Origin of the sequence: Frateuria sp. Soil773, assembly GCF_001428405.1 — a bacterium.
Lineage (GTDB): Bacteria > Pseudomonadota > Gammaproteobacteria > Xanthomonadales > Rhodanobacteraceae > LMSL01.
Genome location: NZ_LMSL01000040.1, coordinates 155,896 through 177,007 on the forward strand (window position 1 = coordinate 155,896; position 21,112 = coordinate 177,007).

1 protein-coding gene (cut by a window edge) is annotated in these 21,112 nt (G+C 68.4%); it reads left to right on the plus strand.

The genetic code is table 11. The features are described 5' to 3' along the window. Nucleotides 1–21,112: the 5' portion of an Ig-like domain-containing protein gene (locus ASG87_RS15005; RefSeq protein ID WP_056006885.1), read on the plus strand. 16,697 nt of this gene lie beyond the right edge of the window; 21,112 of the gene's 37,809 nt are visible here — the first part of the coding sequence; it begins with the start codon at nt 1–3; its stop codon lies beyond the right edge, outside the window.

Here is a 21,112-nt window from a genome sequence, read left to right on the forward strand (position 1 = left end):
ATGGAACAGTCGAACGGTGCCGCTTCCGCCACGGATGCTTCTGAACAGGTCGCCGCGGCGCCGGGGGAATTTCCCCAGGCGGATACGCCGGCCATCCGGTTCGAGGCGCTGGAACCGCGCGTCCTGTTGTCGGGGGACGTCAACCCCGCCGCCGTCGCCATCAACGGCACGCTGGACCTGCCCGGGCAGCAGAACCATTACCAGTTCACCGTCCAGGACACCAAGCGCGTGGTGTTCGACAGCCTGACCAATCGCACCGACCTCGGCTGGACGCTGAGCGGCCCCGAGGGGCAGATCGACAGCCGCAGCTTCTACGCAACGGACAATTCCAGCCAGTCGCCGGTATACGACCTGGGGCCGGGCACCTACACGCTGACGGTCGACGGCAGCGGCGATGCGGTCGGCGCCTATGCGCTGCGCCTCATCGATGCCGATGTCGCCGCCGACCTGGGCCTGGGCAGCTCCACCCATGGAAGCCTGCTGCAAGGCAACGAAACGGGCGTCTATCGTTTCAACGCTACGGCCGGCGAGAAATTCTCTTTCCAGGCCGGAGGCATCACCTCCAGTGCCGGGGCGTCGGTTGATTGGCGGCTGATCGACCCGTACGGGCGCCAGGAGGGCAACCTCAACAACCTGGGCAGCAACCTGGATTCCTTCACGGCCAAGACCAGCGGCCAGTACCTTCTCGTGGTGGAGGGCGCCCAGGGCAATACCGCCCAGGTCGACTACGCCTTCACGCTCAACCGGGTCGACGACGTCGATGCGCCGATGGCGCTCGACCAGACGGTCGAATCGGGCGGCACCCTGCCCGGCCAACTGATGAACTACCACTTCACGCTGGACAGCGACCGGGCCGTGCTGTTCGACAGCCTGGCCGGGGGCAACTACCAGTGGTCGCTGTCCGGGCCGCTCGGCAAGTTGGTCACCAACAGCCGGCCAGGCAGCAGCGAGAGCGGCAACTGCCTGCAACTGGCCGCCGGCGACTACACGCTGACCGTAGCCGCCGTGTCGGGCGCCAGCGGAAGCTACGCGTTCCGCCTGCTGAGCGAGGCATCGGCGAACCTGCTGGAAAAAGGCGCCACGATCGATGCCACGCTCGATCGCAGCAGCGGCTCGGCGATCTACAAGGTCGCCCTGCAGCAGGGCGACCGGGTGCATCTGGATGCCCTGGCTCCGACCCATGGAACCGTGGGCTGGCGCCTGCTCGACCCCTATGGCATCAGCGTCGCCAGCGGGCAACTTGGCAATGCCACGGCAACCCAGGTCGCGGCGGTGAGCGGCGACTACTGGCTGGTGCTGGATGGCTACAACGGCAATGCCGCCGGCGCCGAAGTCGGCTGCAGCTTCTCGCTCAACCTGGTGCCGGACCTCGTTGCGCCGGTGGTGCCGGGCACGCAGGTCGATGGCCAGTTGCAGGCGGGCCAGCGCGCGGTCTACAGCTTCCACCTGTCCGCCGCCACCCAACTGGTCTTCGATGCGCTGACCCGCCGTTCCGACCTGTTCTGGACGCTGAGCGGGCCGCGCGGCACCGAGGTCGACAGCCGGCGCTTCGACCAGAGCACCGGGCTGGGCGTCAATGCCCTGCCCTCCGGCGACTATACGTTGACGGTCAGCGGCAGCAACACGGCCAGCGGTTCGTTCGCTTTCGCCCTGCTCGACCTCGCATCGGCGCCTGCGCTGGCGCTGGGCGCGCCGGTCGCGGACTCGCTCGCGCCAGGCAACGGCAGCCGCGCCTACCGCTTCTCGGCAAGCGCGGGCGACCAGGTGCAACTGCATGCGCCCAGCGTCACCGGCGGCAGCATCCGGTGGCGCCTGGTCGACGCCTATGGCCGCGATGTCACGAGCCCGGCCAACCTTTCCGGCGACGCGGGACAGGTGACCCTGGCGGCCACCGGCAGCTACACCTTGCTGCTGGAGGGCGCCGAGGAGAACACCGCACCGGTCGCCTACCAGATCGAACTCGACAAGCTCGGCAACGTCGCGCCGTCGCCGCTGCCCGCCGGCGATACGCTTACCTTCGGCAATCCGGCCGCGGGGACGCTGCCCACGTGGGACGCGACGAAGACGTACCGCTTCACGCTCGGCGCCGATACGCTGGTCGTGTTCGACCCGCAGCACAGCAACAGCAATGCGATATGGAGCCTGGTCGGGCCGCGCGGCGTGGAATTCAGCCAGTCCACGCTCTCCAGCGGCGACAGGACGCTCGCCCTTCCCGCCGGCGACTATGCGCTGACCATCCAGGGCGCCGCGAGCAGCGGCAGCTATTCCGGCGCGGGCGCCTACACCTTCCAGTTGCTGGAGCGCTCCGCCCTGACGGAGCTTCAGCTGGGGCAGTCCACCACGGCCACGAGGTCGCCCTTCAGCGCCACCGTCGGCTACCGTTTCGAAGGTACGGCGGGCACCAAGCTGGTGTTCAACACCAGCTACAACTACTACAACACGCTGCAACTGCTCGACCCGTACGGCCACGTCGTCGGCTCGCATGCCGAAGACACGCCGGGCTCGGTATTCACCCTGTCCGCCACGGGCACCTACACGTTCCTGGACATCGGCAGCTACAGCGCCAACTACAATTCCACCGATACGTTCACGCTGTCCGTGCAGGACGTGCAGCAGGCCCCGATAGCCTTGAACGACGCCGTCGGCGGCACCTTGGCCGGCCGCCAGAGCCTTGCCCAGTACAGTTTCGACCTGGCCGGTCCGACGACGGTTTTCCTCGATGCGTTGAGCGCCGCAGCCGGGGCCGGCTTGCCGGGCAACGTGCAGTGGCTGCTGCGCGACACCCACGGCAACGCCACCAACTGGAAGAGCCTGTCGAACGACCAGAACGCCAACCGCCTGGCCGCCGGCCATTACACCCTGGTCCTGCGCAACACGCAGGACACGCCCGCCGATTTCCGGCTCCGCCTGCTCGACCGCGATGCGGCGGTCGAGCTTCCCCTGGGCGTGCCCGCCGGGACGGCCCAGCCGGCGGATCAGACCCAGTTGTACCGGTTCACCGCGCAGGCCGGCGAGCACGTCTATTTCAGGGGCGATGCGCAGCATCGCTACGACGGATCGTGGATTCTGGCCGCCCCCGATGGGAGCATCGTCGCCAGCAGCGGTTCCCTGTACGACGTCACCGACATCGCGCTGTCGCTGTCGGGCGAGTACGTGCTGTCGGTCTGCCCCGGCGCAAGCAACGCATCGTCGGCTTCGCCGATCACTCTCGACTTCGCGCTGGGCCGCCGCATCGTCAGCGATGCCGCGCTGACCATGGGCCAACTGGTCAACGGCCAGATCACGCAAGCGGGCCAGAGCATCCAGTACGCCTTCACCCTGGATGCGGCCGCCTCGCTCCTGATGAACCCGCAGCACGGCGTCCAGGCGAGCTGGAGCCTGGTCGGACCGCGCGGGAGCGAAGTATCGCAGCGCAGCTTCGACGACAGCAGTACGGGCACCATCCTCGCCCTGCCCCCGGGCACGTACGTGCTCACCATCGGGCGGACCGACCTTTCGACCGGGGCCTTCGCCTTCAGCCTTTCGGACATCGGCTCCCTGCCGGCGTTGCCGCTGGGCCAGGATGTGGCGACCACCCTGCCCGCCGGTGGCCGCGTGGCCGCGTATGCCATCGATGTCGGAAGCGACGGCGGCGACTATCGGATCGATATGCCTGCGCCGGTCAACAATACCTGGTGGAGCGTGGTCGACGCCCAGGGGCGTACGCTGCAGAACGGCTACGGCGGCTATGCCGACCAGCCGACGTTCCACCTGGGCAGCGGGCGGTATACGTTGCAGTGGAACACCTATTCGGGTGTGTCGGAGGATCTTCCGCTCACTTTCGCCCTGCTGCCGATCGTCACCACGTACCAGACGCTGGCGCTGGGAACGCAGGTCGCGGGAACGGTCGCCCAGCCGGGCCAATGCTACGAATACGACTTCAGCCTCGCCGCGCCGACCATGGCCTTGTTCGACAGCCTGGGCGCGGACGACGGCATCGAGTGGCAGCTCATCGGCCCCACCGGCACGCTGGTGGCCGGCACGGCGATGAATGCGTCCGAATCCAATGCAGCGATCCCGCTGCAGGCTATCGGCCATTACCGCTTGCTGGTGACGCCGCGAGGCCATGCCACGGGGACATTCGGTTTCAACCTGATCGACCTCTCGGCCGTGCCGGCGCTGCCCCAGGGCACCGCGCAGACACTCGCCATCGGCAACTCCACGGTTGCCTATGCGTTCGACGCCCATGCGGGCGACTACCTGCACTGGCCCATCGCCAGCGTCGGCACGGGCTCGGTGCGGGCCTGGATACTGGATGCGGACGGCAATCGCGTATTCGGCCCGGATGCGGTTGCGCAGGGCGGCCGGTTCAACATCGAGCTCCCCGGCGACGGGCGCTACGTACTGGTGATCGCGGGAGACATCGGAAACGATGCAGGCGCCTCGCTCGGGTTCACCGCTTCCCTCGTCACGCCCGCAAGCGCCGCACTGGTGCTGGGCAGCGACATGCAAGGCTCGACGGCCGCCGCGGGCGTGCCCGACCATTGGACGTTCGCGCTGGCGGTGCCTACCCGCGTATTGATCGACGGCCTGGCGGGCCTGGGCCAGCAGTGGACCCTGCAAGGCAGCGACGGCTCCAGCTACGGCTCCCTGGATGACGCCACGCCGCTGGTGCTGGGGCCCGGCGTCTATTCGCTGGACATCGAGGCAGGCGAAGACGCGGCTGTCGGTTCCTACGCCTTCCGCCTGCTCGACGTGGCCCAACTGCCCGAGCTGACACCCGGGCAGCCGCTCGATGCCGCCATGACTGCGGGCCACGCCCTCGCCTACCGCGTGTCCAGCACGCTGGACCTGGCGGCGCTGCAGCTCTCGGTCGCCGGCGGCGACGCCGCCGTCAGCGTCTATGACGCCAACGGCAACCTGCTGGTCGACCGGCAAGGACCGTTCGACGGGCAATCCATCGCCGAGGCGGTCGGCGCCGGTACCGAGCGCATCATCGTCATCGACGGCGGCGACTCTTCCAGCTACACGGTCACCGTGAGCCAGGACGCGGTCAGCGAGGAAACGCTGCCGCACGCCGACTGGGGCGCGATCCTGCGCGGCACGCTGGCCCATGCCGGCGACAGCATCAGCTACCGGATGAAGGTGGATTTCAACCAGGGGCCGGCAGTGGAGACGCTGCTGCGCGACATCGGTTCCCACGGCATCCACTGGAAACTGGCCGGGCCGGAGGGCGATGCCCCTTGGCAGGACCAGGACACCGCGCAGTTCTACGACCACAACCTGCCGGCCGGGGACTACCTCCTCACCATCGAGGCCACGGCCGACGACGCGGCCTACGCGCTGCAGACGATCGATGCGGCACGTGCGCCGCTGGCCGACAGCGGGAGCGTCCAGGCGACCCTGGCGGCCGGCCAGTGCTATGCGGCCTATCGCTACGACCTCGTCCAGCCCCGCTTGCTGCATATCGCCCTCGACGGCGGGGCCGGCCTCGCCTGGAGCTTGATCGACGCGGATGGCAACCAGGTCGCCAACGGCGATACCACCGCCCCCGTGGATACCGACCTGCTCGACAACGGCGTCTATACCCTGCTGATCGGCAGGGACGCGTCCGCCAGCGCCGATGCCGTTCCGTTCACGGCGTCGCTGACCGAGCGGGAACCCGAACTGACGCTGGGCAACATCACCACCGGGCACCTCGAATCCGGAAAGCGCGCGGTCTACCTCGTGGACCTTCCCATCGGCGGCCGCATCCGCCTGCACGATGCCGGCACCAATGGGAACGTACGCTGGGTCCTGGTTCCGGCTGGCGTCGGCGTGGAAGTGCCTTCCCTGGGCTCGGGCGAATCCGGCAGCAATACGTTGGCCTGGGATTACCTGTCCGGCGATTCCGATGATTCGTTTGCCGCCGGCCGGTACGAACTCTACCTGGAGAACGACGACAACTACGGCTCGGCAGACTACGCATTCCAGTTGTTCGACCTTAGCCACGCCCAGGCGCTGCCGGACTCCGGCGCCAGCGGCACGCTGCCCGGAGGCCACTACGCGGCGACCGCCTACAGCGTGAACGTCCAGCCGGGTACCGGCCTGCATCTGATCCTTGGCAGCGGCAATGCAGACGACTTCGGTTGGAGCCTACTCAACCAGTGGGGCGGCGTTTATGCAAGCTCGCTTTCCGCCGGCACCTACGACACCGATATATTGCCGGGCGGCACCTATACGCTCTGGATCAACGGCGATGCCCAGGCGGACTTCGCCTATAGCGTGAGCGCAACGCCGTTTACGCCGCCATCCTGCCAGCCGGGCCAGTTGCTGAGCGGCACCTTGTCCGAGGCCGCCTCGAAGGCGAGCTACCGCCTGGTCGTTCCCGAAGGGGGGCGCTTCCTGCTCCACGATGCGGGAAGCGCCACTGGCGTCAGCGTCGACATCATGCAGAACGGCAACGTGTTCACGCACGTCGGCGGCACGGATTCGAGCGGCTACGCATCGACGCCCCGCTGGATCGACCTGCCTGCGGGTACCTACGACATCCGGTTCATCGCCCAGGGATCGACGCCGGCCGATTACCGCTACGACCTGATCGACTACGCCACGGCGAGCCCGCTGCCGGCGACCGCGCTGGCCGCAACCCTGGCCGCGGGCCAGGACGTGGCGCTCTACCGCTTCCATGCCGACGGCCTGACGCCGCTGGATCTCGGCGTCCTCGCCGCCGATCCCGCGACGATCGGCTGGTCGGTCTTCAGCGAATACGGCGATGCCGGCACTGACGCCACGGGCGCCTCCGCCACCCTGCCCGCCAAGGGCGACTACACGCTGCTGGTCTATCGCAAGGCGCCGGGCGACCTGGCACTGGACTATCAGGTGTCGGCGACCGAGCTGGCGATCGAGGCAACGCCTCTCGCGGTAGGTACCAGCCAGACGCTCTCGCTCGCTGCGGAACAGGCCTACAGGCAGGATTTCACCTTCAGCCTGGATGCCGCCCGCCGCCTGCTGCTCGTTGCGCCCGCCGCGACCAACGCCAACGTCGACTACGAAATCGTCGACGCCAACGGCCAGAGCCTGGTCAGCGGCTCGCTTTCCAACCCCGGCGGCAGTCCCTCATGGCTGCTGGCGGGTACCTATACGATCCGCTTCACGGGATCGTCGGCGACGCAGACGGCGTTCCAATTGCTGGACGCCGATGCAAGCGGCACGCTGCCGGCCAATGCGAACCAGACGATCGCCCTGGCATCCGGGAGCGACCTGCAGATCCTGAAGATCGGCGGCACCGCCGGCGACACGATCGCCATCAACAGCGTCCTGCTCGGCGGCAACAGCGTCTACTGGACCGTCATGGCCCCGGACGGGCAGCAGATCGGCAGCGCCTATGCCGACGGCGGCAGCTTCACCTGTCAGCTCACGCAGACGGGCAACTACCTGCTGATCGCCAGGGGAAGCGGCGAAGGACAGTCCATCCGCTTCGTCTCGACGCTGCAATCGCATGCGGACCTGCCCGCGCCGGTCGTCTCCGCTCTCGCGCTGGATTCGGCCACGCACGACAGCATCGACGCGAACGGAAGCTACGTCCATACCTTCCATCTCGACGCCACGTCGCTGCTGTTCATCGACGGCACCAGCAGCGGCACCGCGGCCTGGAAGCTGGTCGGGGCCGACGGCCAACTCGCCGGCGGGCGGTTCGGCAATTCTCCGGCGAGCGTTTCGCTTGGCGCCGGAGATTACCAACTGATCGTCGTGAACGAGGGAACCGGAGCCGTTTCCGCCGATTTCGACGTGACGACGCAGGCCAAGGCCACCGTGCTCGCCGCGGGCAGCAATGTGCCGGGCACGGTCGGCATCTACGCGTTGCCGCTTTCCGCAGGCAAGGACTATGAACTGGTCAGCGGCAACGGCGTTTCCTATGCGCTCTATCGTCCGGACCTGGGCTTCTACGGCTCCCGCTCCGACGGAGGCAGCAGCGAAGGCGGCTTTGGAAGCGGCGCGCGGCTGCAGGTGAGCCCCGATGCCGACGCCGTGTGGTACGTGGTGGTCCAGCGCTCGTACGGCGATACGGCCGTCTTTGTCGACCAGCCCTCGGCGATGGCGTTGAACCAGCCGCAGGACGGCGAACTGGCGGGCGGCTTCCTCGACGTACGCACGCTGTCGCTGGATAGCGACCAGCCCGTCTACTTCTATTCCACGGACGGCATCTCGTCCCTGCACATCTCGGGCGCAGGCATCGACAGGGATATCACCTTCGGGTACGGCCAGGAGGGCACCTTCCTCAACCTGGCCAAGGGCGACTACCGGATCGAGTTGAACGGCAACTCGAATTCGAGCGGGTACAGCTCGGGTTCGACCCCCTATGTCCTGTACGCGCTGAGCGCAAAGGACATCCCCACGCTCACCGCCGATACGGCGGCCAGCGTGACGCTGGCCGACCCGGACCAGGTCGTGCTGACCAGCTTCGAGGGCCAGCAAGGGCAGCGGCTCTACTACGTGCCGGATGCGGGCACTCCGTACGATGCGGAATGGACCCTGCTGGACGCACACGGAAACCACCTTGCGAACGGTGAAGGGGATTTCGCTTCCGTGCTGCCGGCGCTGCCTGCCGACGGCGTCTACTACATGCGCTGGGACGTCTGGAACAAGGATGCCACGGGGAGCGTTACCTGCGGCTTCAAGCTCTCCAGCAGCCTGGCGGCGCTGGATCCCGCATCACTTGGCGACGTCCTGCAGATCGCGCCAGGGTCCGGGCGCACGTCCGTCTATCGCATCACCCTGGATGCGCCCACGCAGTTGATCCTCGCTCCGCAACTGACCGGGGCCGACAGCGATACGGATTTCTACTGGGAGCTGGACACGCTCGACGGCTCCAGCTGGGGAAGCGATACCACGCTGGCCAACCCGGGCTCGCAGATGCTGGCCCTGGCAGCCGGCACCTACATCTTCAACGTCGGGCAGTATGGCGCCGGCGCGCTGACCCTCAGGCTCATCGACGGGCTGCAGGTGCCGGAAGTGGTGCCGAACCAGCCGGAAGCCCTGTCGCTTCCCCCCGGCACGACCCAGGTCTTCGGATTCAATGCGCTCGCCGGTACCGCCCTGCAGTACACCCCGGGCGACCTGGGCGCACTGCAAGGGCATTGGGTGCTGCTCGATCCCGACGGCAATGTCGTTCAGGCGGCCGACCTTTCGGCGGCGACGGCATTGCAGATCAGGGACACGGGGCATTACCTGCTGCTGTGCCAGGCGGATGCGGGAAGCGCGGCCGACGGGCGGCTGCAGTTCTCGCTCACGGGGGGGATCACGCCGGGAACCGGCACGCCGCAGCAGTCGATCCAGCTTGGTGAGCCGGTCGAACTGGCTTCTGGCGAGACGGCCTCCTTCACGGTCGCCACTGCAACCCACGTGCTGGTGGATTTTCCGTCGTCCCCCGGCTACGGGCAGTACTGGGCCATCCTGAGGGATGGCCAGGTCGTCTGGAGCAGCCAGACCTACACCCCGTCGCTTGCCAGGGAGGAGAGCGATTCCGAATCCGGCTATGTCGTCGAATTGACGGAAGGCGACTACCAGCTCGCCTTCACGGGCAACTCGAACAGCAGCAACGGTTACGTGCGACTGCTCGATCTGGGCCTGGCACCCACCATCGCCGCCGGGACGGCAGTGACCGGAAGCGCTTTCATCGGGGTTGCGAGCGCCTACAGCTTCCAGGCGGCAGCCGGAGACAACCTCGTCGTACAGTCCGACGAGAGCGACATCGTCTGGACGGTCTACGACGAATTCGGCCATCTCGTCGGGCAGGCGGCCAGCGGCAGCCAGGTAAGCCACCTGCCGCGCACCGGCAAGTACTACCTCGTGCGCGATACCGACTCCTCCGGCGGCGGAGAGGCCGTGGCCGATACGGGCAGTGCCGTCGACTTCAGCTTCTCGATAAGCCTGAACCGGTCCGTCCCGGTATTGACGATCGGGCAGCAGGCCGACGGCATCCTCGACAGCAACGGCGAACTCGCCTACCGGTTCGTTTCATCCGCGGCTTCGACGCTCTGGCTCTCGTCGATGGACAGTTGGCCGTCGGTCTCCGCGCAGATTTACGACAGCCACGGCGTGCTCGTCTATGACGGCCAATCCAGCCGGGGCTTCGACCGTCCGATCCTGCTGCCTGCCGGCGGCAGCTATACCCTGCTCTTGCGCGGCGATTCCGGGCAAGACGATGCCGGCAGGGACATCCACATCCTGCTCGGCGACATAAGCGCCGCGGCAACGATTGCGACAGGCGACGCGGTCACCGGCAGCTACGATCCGGCCGCGGGCGTCGTCGCCTATCGCCTGGACATGCCGCAGGCGGGCGACTTCAGCTTCGTGGGAGTCGCGGGCAACAACGGAAACCTGCGCTGGAAGCTCCTGTCGCCCTATGGCGTCGAACTGGCGTCCGGATACGCCAACGCGAACAGCCCGCCCTATGCCCTGGCGGCAGGCAGCTACCTGCTGGTCATCGACGGCGAAGGCTATGTAAGCGCCCCGGCGGACTACCAGTTCACCGCCGGCGGAGCCATGCCCGCCATCCCGCTCGGCAGCCTCATCACCGGAACGCTGCCGCAGTACGTGACCACGCAATACAAGGTGCATTTCGACGCGGACGCGGTGCTGGCCTTCGAGAGCTCCGGCACGTCGCTCACCTGGCAGCTGACCGGTGCTACCGGAACGGTCTTCTCCCAGGGCACGGGCGCCTATTTCGGCAAGATCGCCGCCGGCGACTACATTCTCACCGTCAGGAACAGCTACTACAGCAACGCGTCCTACAGCTTCCGCATCCTCGACGTCGGCGCCTCCGCCAGCGCCGAGCCACTGCCCGAAAACGTGGCGGTCGACACCAGCCCCGCACTGCAGACCGGCGTGAAGATCTACCGCTTCGACGCGACGGCGGGAGCGAAGTACTTCCTCGACGTCCTTTCCAACAGCGGCGTCGGCTACGGCAACTCCCCGCGCTGGACCCTGCTGGATCCGCAGGGCCATGCGGTCTTCGGTCCGACCAGCATGGCCTACTACTCCAGCGGCTACGACGTCGATCTCGGGACGCTGGCGCAAGGCGGCACCTATACCCTGATCGTGGAAGGAGCGAATACCACCGGTACGGCACCCGACGTCAAATTCCGCCTGGTCAGGGTCCCCGAGTACCCCACGGTGATCCTGGACACGCTGGTGGCCAACCCGGGTCCCGACCTCGCCGTCAACAGCATCGTGCTGAATCCCGCCACCGACCTGCACACCGGCCAGGACGTAGACGTGCAGTGGGTGCTGGAGAACCGCGGCATGCTGTCCACCGGCGGCAACTGGACCGACCGCATCGTCGTGCGCAACACCGAGACCGGGGCGATCATCGCCGACCTGAGCGTGCCCTACGACGCTGCGGCGTACGGGACGCTGGATGCCGGCCAGTCGATCACGCGCCACGTCACCCTGCACCTGCCCGACGGCACCGTCGGCGCCGGCCATCTCAGCATCACGGTGCTCGCCGATGCCGACAACGTGCTGAAGGAAAGCAATGCCAGCGGCACCGCCGAGGGCAACAACGCACTTACGACCGAGGTCGACGTCGCGCTCGCGCCCTACCCCGACCTGGCCGTTCAGGACCTGACGCTGCAGCCTTCCGGCGCATTCGAGCCCGGCCAGACCGTCCAGGTCGGCTGGACGACGGCGAATCTGGGGACATTGCCGGTATCGGCCCCCTGGAGCGAGACGCTGGAGGTGCGCAACCTGTCGACCGGCAAGCTGGTCGCCAGCTTCACGCTGCGCGATACGCTGGATGCCGGTCCGCTCGATCCCGGCGCCAGCCGCCAGCGCAGCGGCAGCTTCGTATGGCCGGCGGGAGTGGATGCCGCCGGCAATTTCTCGATCCGCGTCGTCGCCGACAGCCTGGGCGAGATTCCCGAGGGCAATGCCGATGGCACGGCCGAGACGAACAACGTGGCCGAAATCCGCCAGCCGGTCGGTCCGGACCTGCTGGTGAGGAACCTGCAGGTTTCCAGCACCGACGTCAAGGCCGGCGGACTGGTCACCATCACCTGGAACGACTGCAACGACGGCAGCAGCGCCGCCGCCGCGGCGTTCAGCGACCGCATCCGGGTGACGCGCGCTGACTCGGGACTGGTCCTGCTCGACACCAGCCTGCTGTACGACCCCATGGCCAGCAGCGGCGGCCAGCTCAACGGGTCGATCGAACCCGGCACCCTGCGCCAGCGCAGCTTCACCTTCCGCCTGCCCGACGGGCTCAAGGGCACGGGCAACCTCGTCATCACGGTCACCGCCGACCAGAACACCGCCGGCCTGGGCGTGATCTACGAGACCAATCTCACCCACGACGCCGAAACGAACAATGCCGCCGATACCCTCACGGTGTCGGCGGCCGTGCCCTATGCCGACCTCACGGCCAGCCAGGTCAGCGCGCCGGCCGCGGCGATCGGGGCAAGCGCGATCACCGTGGGATGGAACGTGAGCAACCGCGGACAGGCGGCGACGTCGGCGGACGCCTGGACCGACGAGATCATCCTCAGCACCGACAGCGTCATCGGCAACGGCGACGACGTGGTGATCGGCCACGTCCGCCACCAGGGGGCGCTCGCCGTCGGCGAAAGCTACGCGCAGACCGCGACGGTGAACCTGCCGCGGCTGGCCGACGGGCGCTACTACATCGCCGTGCGCAGCGATGCCGACGGCGAAGTCCTGCAGCCCGATACCCGGTCCGACACCGTCAGTGCCGCCGTGCCCGTCGACGTCGCCGCCGCGTATGCGGACCTCGGCGTCGTTTCCGTCAGTGCGCCGGCCGCCGCGCAGAGCGGCGAGAACATCCTCGTCACCTGGCAGGTCCGCAACACAGGCAACGCGCCGACGGACCTGTCGCTCTGGAACGACCGCGTGGTGCTCTCGCGCGACGGCAAGCTGTCGGCCGACGACATCGTGCTGGCCGGCTCGGTCGTCCATGCCGGCGTGCTGGCCGTAGGCGACAGCTATACCGCCACCGCCACCCTGACCCTGCCGCGCGACCTGACCGGCGACTATTTCGTGCTGGTCTACACGAACCTCAACGACGGCGTCTACGAGAAGGGGCTCACCGCGAACAACCTCGCCTCCGCGCCGCTGACGGTCGCGCTGGCGCCCGTGGCGAACCTCACGGTCGATGCCGTCGACGGCCCGGCCGCCGTGCGCCCGGGCGATACGGTGACGCTCGCCTACACGGCGCACAACACCGGCAATGCCGATGCCGTGGGGGCCTGGCGCGACCGCATCTACCTGGAGGCCGGCAACGGCACGCTGGTGGAGGTCGCGAGCCGCTTCTACACCGATGGCCTGGCTGCCGGCGCCAGCGCGGCGCGCACGATGAGCTTCACCCTGCCCGCCGGACTCGCCGAGGGAAGCTACACCTGGGTGGTGCGCACCGACGTCGACGATACGGTGTACGAGCGCGACGGCGAAGCCGACAACCTGGCCCGCGGCGGGGCCGTGGCCGTGGCGCGCCCGGATCTGGCCGTCGGTGCGGTCAGCGGCCCGGGGCTGGCACAGTCCGGCACGACCATCCATGTCGACTGGACGGTGACCAACCATGGCGGCCTGGCCTCGGGCGGCTGGGTCGACCAGGTGTTCATCTCGCGCGACGGCGTGCTGACCAAGCTCGCCGAAGTCGCCCATGCGGACCCGCTGGCCGGCGGCGCCAGCTACACCGCCGGCGCGGATCTCGCCTTGCCGCTGGCGTACAACGGCGAATACGAGATCGTCGTGGTCACCGATGCCACCCAGGTGCTCGATGACCATTCGCGCACCGACAACACCGCCAGGCAGGCGCTGGCGGTGGAGATGGCGCCCTACGCCGACCTGGCCGTGAGCGCCGTGCAGGCGCCGGCCACGCTGATCGCCGACCCCGCCACGCTGGACGTGAGCTGGACGGTGACCAACCAGGGTACCGGCGCCGGCGCCACGAGCCAGTGGACCGACAAGGTCATCCTGTCCGGCAACGACGTGCTCGGCGACGGCGACGATCGCGTGATCGGCACCGTGCTGCACGACGGCTCGCTTGCCGTCGGCGCGTCCTACACCGGGCGGCTGAGCATCATGCTGCCTCCGGGCACGACCGGGCGCTACAAGCTGTTCGTGGTGACCGATGCGGCGGCCGCGGTGTTCGAGAACGGCGCCCGCGCCAACAATACGGCCGAGGTCGACCACACGGTCGACGTGATGCCCAAGCCCTACGCGGATCTTCAGGTGCAGTCCGTCTCCGCGCAGGGCGACGCCGTCAGCGGCCGGCCGCTGCAGGTGAGCTGGACGGTGACCAACCAGGGCATCGGCATCACCGACAGCGCCGAGTGGTCCGACCAGGTGTGGCTGAGCAGCAACCCCGACGGCACCGGCGTGGTGGCGCAGTTCGGCAGCGCCAACCACATCGGCCAGTTGGCGGTGGGCGACAGCTATACGCGCAGCATCAACGTCACCCTGCCCAACGGCATCCAGGGCAACTACTACCTCAACGTGCGCACGGGCGGGCCGTTCGAGTTCGTCTACGGCAACAACGACACCGGCCACAGCGTGTCGATCCCGGTCGTGCTGGCGCCCTCGCCCGACCTGGTCGTGCAGTCGGCCAGCATCTCGCCGGCGTCGCCGGACAGCGCCGCGGCGGACGGCGGCCTGCTCGAAGGCGCCCTGGTCGACGTCGCCTGGACGGTGAGCAACCAGGGCCAGGCCGACGCGGTGGGCCCATGGGTCGATACCGTCAAGCTGGTACCCACGAGCGGAACCGGCTCGCCCATCGTGCTAGGCACCTTCACCTACGACCGGCCGCTCGGCGCCGGCATCAGCTATACGCGAACGGAACAGTTGCGCCTGCCCGCGAAGATCGAAGGGCTGTACCGCCTGGAGGTGATCACCAACGCCAACTTCGGCGGCAGCGGCGCCCAGGTGTACGAATACGGCGCCGCCGGCAGCAACAACGTCCTTATCGCCAGCAACCCCACGCCGGTCAGCCTGCAGCCGCGTCCCGACCTGCAGGTGGGCGCGGTCACCCTTCCGGCCCACGTCGCGGCCGGCACCAGCGTCGGCATCCAGTACACCGTCACCAACATGGGCACGGTACCCGCCAGCGGCCACTGGCGCGACAAGGTCTATCTCTCGCTCGACGGCACGCTCAGCGGCGACGACCAGCTCGTGGGCACGTTCGACAACGGCAGCGCGCTCGCGCCGACCGAGAGCTACTCCAATACCACCGGCACGATCGACATCCCGATCCAGTTCCGCGGCGATGCCTACCTGATCGTGGTGGCCGACGCCGGCAACGCGGTCGACGAGTATCCGAACGACGGCAACAACGCCAAGGCGGTGCATTTCTACGTCGATCCGGTGCCGTTCGCCGACCTGGTCACCAGCAACGTCACCGCACCCGACCAGGCCGTGCACGGCGGCACCATCGACGTGCGCTACAAGGTCAGCAACCTCGGCAGCGCCACCACCCGCGGCCTCACCGCGGACGTCGACAGCTGGACCGACACGGTATGGCTGGCCAAGGATCCGCGCCGCCCGGGCGCCAACAAGGGCGACGTGCTGCTGGGCTCGGTGGTGCATACCGGCAACCTCGCCGTGGGCGAGGACTACCTGGGCGACATGCAGGTCACCATTCCGGACGGCACGCTCAGCGGCCAGTACTACGTCACCGTCTGGAGCAACACCTACGGCACCATCCTGGAAGACACGCTGGCGTCCAACATCAACCCGGACGACCCCAACCAGGTCAACAACAACGACTACAAGGGCCGGGCCATCAGCGTGCTGGGCATCACCCCGCCCGACCTGGTGGTGACCCAGGTGGTCGCGCCGCCGAGCATCGACGCCGGCACCGTCGTCGACTTCAGCTACATCGTGCAGAACCAGGGCGACCTGTACACCGGCGGCTGGACCGACACCGTCTACGTGGCCGACAACGCGGACCTGAGCAAGGCCACGCACATCTGGACCATCGGCAGCTACACGCAGAACCGCACGCTCAACAACGGCGAGAAGTACACCGTCAGCCAGAGCGTGCAACTGGCGCCGGACATCACCGGCAGCTACATCATCGTCAAGACCGACGCGCTCGGCCAGGTGCGCGAGCTCAACGATGGCAACAATGCCACGCCGCTCGCGGCCGCCGTCGTTCCGCATCCGGCCGACCTGCAGGTCACTTCGGTGCAGGTGCAGCCGCAGAACTATTCCGGCGAACCGACCCCGATCACCTGGACCGTCACCAACCAGGGCGGCGCGGTATGGCCGGGGACGGCCAGCTGGCTGGACTCGGTGTTCATCAGCACCGACCCCACCTTCATCCCCAGCCGCGCCAAGTTGCTGGGCCGCTTCGAGCACCAGAACGTCAACGGCCTGCCCGCCGGCGGCAGCTATTCGACCACGGCCAATGTGCAATTGCCGGCAGGCACGAACGGCCGCTACTACATCTACGTGATCACCGACGCCACGCGCGACAACCAGAATCCCGCGCGGGCCGCCGATGAAATCAACAGCGGCGGCGACAACGCCTGGCCGCTCGGCTTCTACCGGACATCGGTCTACGAAGGCACGCAGAATACGAACAACGTGGGCGGCAGCCCGCTGGACATCACCTACCGCGAGGCCGACCTGCAGATCGACAGCATCCAGGTCTCCAACCCCGCGCCCAAGTCCGGCGACCAGATCACCGTCACCTGGGTCGTGACCAACCGCGGCAACCGCGCCACCCGCGTCAGCCAGTGGAACGACGGCGTGTACCTGTCCAACGACAGCTCGCTGGACGTCACCGACTACCCGCTGGTGGAAGGCTCGCTCTACGACAACCCCGGCCGCGTCAAGGCCGTGTCCCTGCTCGACGACCAGGGCAAGCCGCGCTTCCTGCAGCCGGGCGAGTCGTACACGATGTCGGCCACGTTCCACCTGCCGCAATCGATCAGCGGCAACTACAACATCATCGTCAAGGCCGACACCTCCACGGTGAAGGACTGGTACTACAGCGAACCCAGCTCGATCCGCGACGGCCTGGACGTGGTCATCGGCGACGGCCCCGGCGCGGTGCTGGAGTTCCAGGACGAAGGCAACAACGTCTCGTCGATCGCGCTGCCGATCACCCTGGCCACGCCGCCCGACCTGCAGGTCAGCCTGGTCGACGCGCCGGCCACGGTGGTGGCGGGCCAGGGCTTCACCGTCGACTACCACGTGGCCAACGCGGGCGGCGACACGCCCAGCGACCAGGGCCAGTGGAACGACCTGATCTACCTCTCGCGCGACCGCTTCCTGGACGTCAACCAGGACCGCTACCTGGGCTACCTCGCCCATACCGGCGGCCTGGCCGCCGGCGGCGGCTACGACGGCCGCTTCACCGTCACCGCGCCGCGCGACCTGGACGGCCCGTACTACGTGTTCGTCGTCACCGATCCGGCGCGCGCCTTCGGCGCCGGCCCGTACGGCAAGGTGATGGAGTTCGGCAACGACCAGAACAACGCCACCGCCGCGCCGCAGCCGATGCTGGTCAAGACGCCGCCGCCGGCCGACCTGAAGGTCACCGGCGTCACCGTGCCGCCGCAGGCCCAGGTGGGCGACCAGGTGACGGTGGACTACACCATCGTCAACGACTCCACCAACCCGGCCTACGGGCAGTGGACGGACGCGATCTACCTGTCGATGGACAACGTCTGGGGCCTGGACGACATCCTGCTGGGCAAGGTCGTGCACAACGGCGATCTTGCCGGCGGCGCCAGCTACAGCGGCAAGCTCACCGCGCAGTTGCCGCCGCTGAAGGACGGCAACTGGCGCATCGTGGTGCGCCCCGACCTGTACAACGAGGTCTACGAAGGCGGCATCAGCTACGGCCCGGACGGCCTGGTGATGGCGCCGGGCGAAGCCAACAACCTCACCGCCTCGGCCGCCACCATCCAGACCCGGGTGCCGCCGCTGGCGATCGCCAGCCCGCTGCAGACCACGCTCTCCGGCGGCGACGTGCAGCTTTACAAGGTGAGCGTCGCGGCGGGCCAGACCCTGCGCGTGCTGCTCGATTCCACCGCCGCCAGCGGCGACAACGAGCTGTACATCCGCTACGGCGACATCCCCACCACCTTCGCCTACGACGCGGCGTACACCAATGCCTCGTCCGCCGACCAGCAGGCGCTGATCCCCAGCAGCCTGGCCGGCGACTACTACATCCTGGTGCGCGCGCGCAGCGGCAACGCCGTGCCGGCCACCCTGCGCGCCGACCTGCTGCCGTTGTCGATCACCAAGGTCACCCCGGACAACGGCGGCGTCAGCGACGACGACCACCGCTGGGTCACGCTGGACATCTACGGCTCGGCCTTCCAGGCCGGCGCCCTGGTCAAGCTCACCCGCCCCGGCGTGTACGAGGCCGAGCCGGACCGCTGGCAGGTGCTGGACGCCACGCACATCCGCGCCATCTTCGACACGCGCAGCTTCCCGCTGGGCCTGTACGACGTCACCGTCATCAACCCCAACGGCCAGAGCGTCACCGAAGCGAACCGCTACCTGGTCCAGCGCGGCATCGAGGACGACGTCACCATCGGCATCGGCGGCCCGCGCAACCTCGAGCCGGGCGACGCGGCGACCTACACCGTGTCGCTGCAGAGCCTGACCAACGTCGACACGCCGTACGTGCGCTTCGACATCGGCGCGGTCGAGATGGGCTACAACCATTACCTGATCGACGGCCTCAACCTGCCCTACGCGATCTTCGGCTCCAACGTGGGCGGCTCGCCGTTCGGCAGCATCGGCGGCTCGCCGGCCAACGACCAGGCCTACGGCCAGACCGGCTCCACGCTGCCGCGCAGCGACATCCCGTGGGCCTCGCTGGACGGCACGCTCAACACCGGCGGCTTCAACCTGGCGCCGGGCTACGCCTTCGACGTGGCCGCGCACGGCTTCGTGGGCATGAGCTTCCGCCTGCAGACCTATCCGGGCCTCACCGCCTGGATCAACCGCGACTTCGACGGCCTGCGCGACGCGCTGTACGCCGTGCATCCGGACTGGAAGGCGCAGGGCATCCTCGACGGCGGCGTCAGCGGCCTGGACAACATCCAGCAGGGCCTGGCCGCGCGCTTCCGCTCCACCGAGCCGGAGGACATCATCACCAAGCTCGAGGCGCTGTCCGAGTCGTTCCAGATGAACGTGGTGGCCGCCGCCACCGCGCTCACCCGCGGCGAATTCATCGCCGAGCAGACCGCCTACGCGCTGCGCCTGCGCGGCGCCGTGCTGGCCGACGCAAGCGCGCCGAGCAGCCTCGCCGCGCTCGCCGCGGACGCCTCGCAGTGGGTCAACGGCTGGCTGGCCGCGCTGGAAGCCTCCGGCATGCTGCTGCCGGCCGACCAGGCGCCGCCGATCACCACCAACCCGCAGGTGGTGAGCCTCAACGCCACGCTCGCCGCCGGCATCCTGATGTCCAAGGGCGGCGACAGCTACCGCACCCAGGCCGACATCCTCAGCTTCTTCGCCAAGGTGCAGCAGTGGTACGGCGACACCGCCAGCTACGCCGGCGATCCCAACGCGGCCAAGGGCCCGATCGACCACTACGAGACCCGCCAGGACGACGAGGGCGACGAGATCGAGGTGCCGGTGCCCGCGCTGGCCGACCCGGCCGACTACGACCGGCATGCCGGACGCACGCTGCAGTTCGAGAACTTCCAGATCTTCGTCGGCAGCCAGGCCGAACTGGAATACCTGCGCGCGCAGGGCCTGCTCGACGACAAGTTCAACCCGTTGCCGGGCAAGAGCCTCAACCTCACCCAGTACCTGCAGCTCGTCGCGCAGCAGGCCGGCGCCAGCGACGCGGCGATCAGCGTGCAGGGCCCGCAGGGCCAGGCCGCGGCGGCCGACGGCAGCGTGTACGTGCCGGCCGCGACGCCGCTGCCGTACACCTTCGCCTTCAGCAACCCGACCGGCCAGGGCGTCGGCCAGATCCGTATCGTGTCGCCGCTCGATGCCGACCTCGATCCGCGCTCGGTACGCCTGGGCGATCTCAAGATCGGCGACATCAACATCCACATCCCGGCCGATCGCGCCAATTTCCAGGGCGACTTCGACTTCACCGGAAGCAAGGGCTTCATCCTGCGCGTGAGCGCGGGCGTCGACGCGGAAACCGGCATCGCCACCTGGCTGCTGCAGGCGATCGACCCGATCACCGGCGAGGTGATGCAGGACACCACGCGCGGCCTGCTCTCCGGCACCAGCCTGGGCGGCTTCGTCAGCTTCACCGTGGCCGCCGCGCCGGGTGCCGCCTCCGGCACGCAGATCGCGATGCAGGCGCGCGTGTTCTTCGACGACACGCCGCCGATCGACAGCGCCACGCTCAACGTCACGCTGGACGCCAAGGCGCCTTCCACCACCGTCACCGTCACCTCGCTGGGCGACAACGCCCAGGGCGCGCCGACCTACGACGTGAAGTGGGATGCGCAGGACGACGCCAGCGGCATCCGCTTCGTGACGGTCTACGTCGCCACCAACGGCGGCGACTTCAGGATCTGGCAGCGCCAGGTCGGACCGGGCATTACCGGGGCGGTGTTCACCGGCGAGGCCGGCAACCACTACGAGTTCCTCGCCGTGGCCACGGACCTGGCGGGCAACCGCGAGGCCGCCACGGTCAGCAACGCCGTGCTGCCGGACGACGGCGCGCGCCAGCAGGTGCTGGACGGCCTCGGCGTCACGCCGGGCGTCGACCAGAGCGCCGAAGTGCCGCAGGCGCCGCAAGACCGCGACTACGACGACAACCCGCTGTTCCAGCAGGCCACGCAGATGCTGCCGGGCGCGGTGGCGAGCGTGAATGCGGGCGACCTCAAGAACGTGCTCGCGCCGTTCGCCGCGCGCGGTTTCGCCGACGGCTTCGCCACCGGCGCGGCCGACATCGGCGCGATGGCCATGGTGCAGCTGCCCGACCAGTCGATCCTGGTCAGCGCCGGCCAGCAGCGCAACGAGGTGTACCGCTACGGCAAGGACGGCGGGCACGGCACCACGCCGCTGTTCGTGCTCGACCAGCCGGTGCTCGACATGGCCGTGGACGCGCTCGGCCAGCTATGGGTGATGACCGGCAACGAGCTGTTGCAGGTCGACGCCGGCAGCGGCGCCATCGTGCGCCGCATGCAGGGTCCGAGCCAGCAGC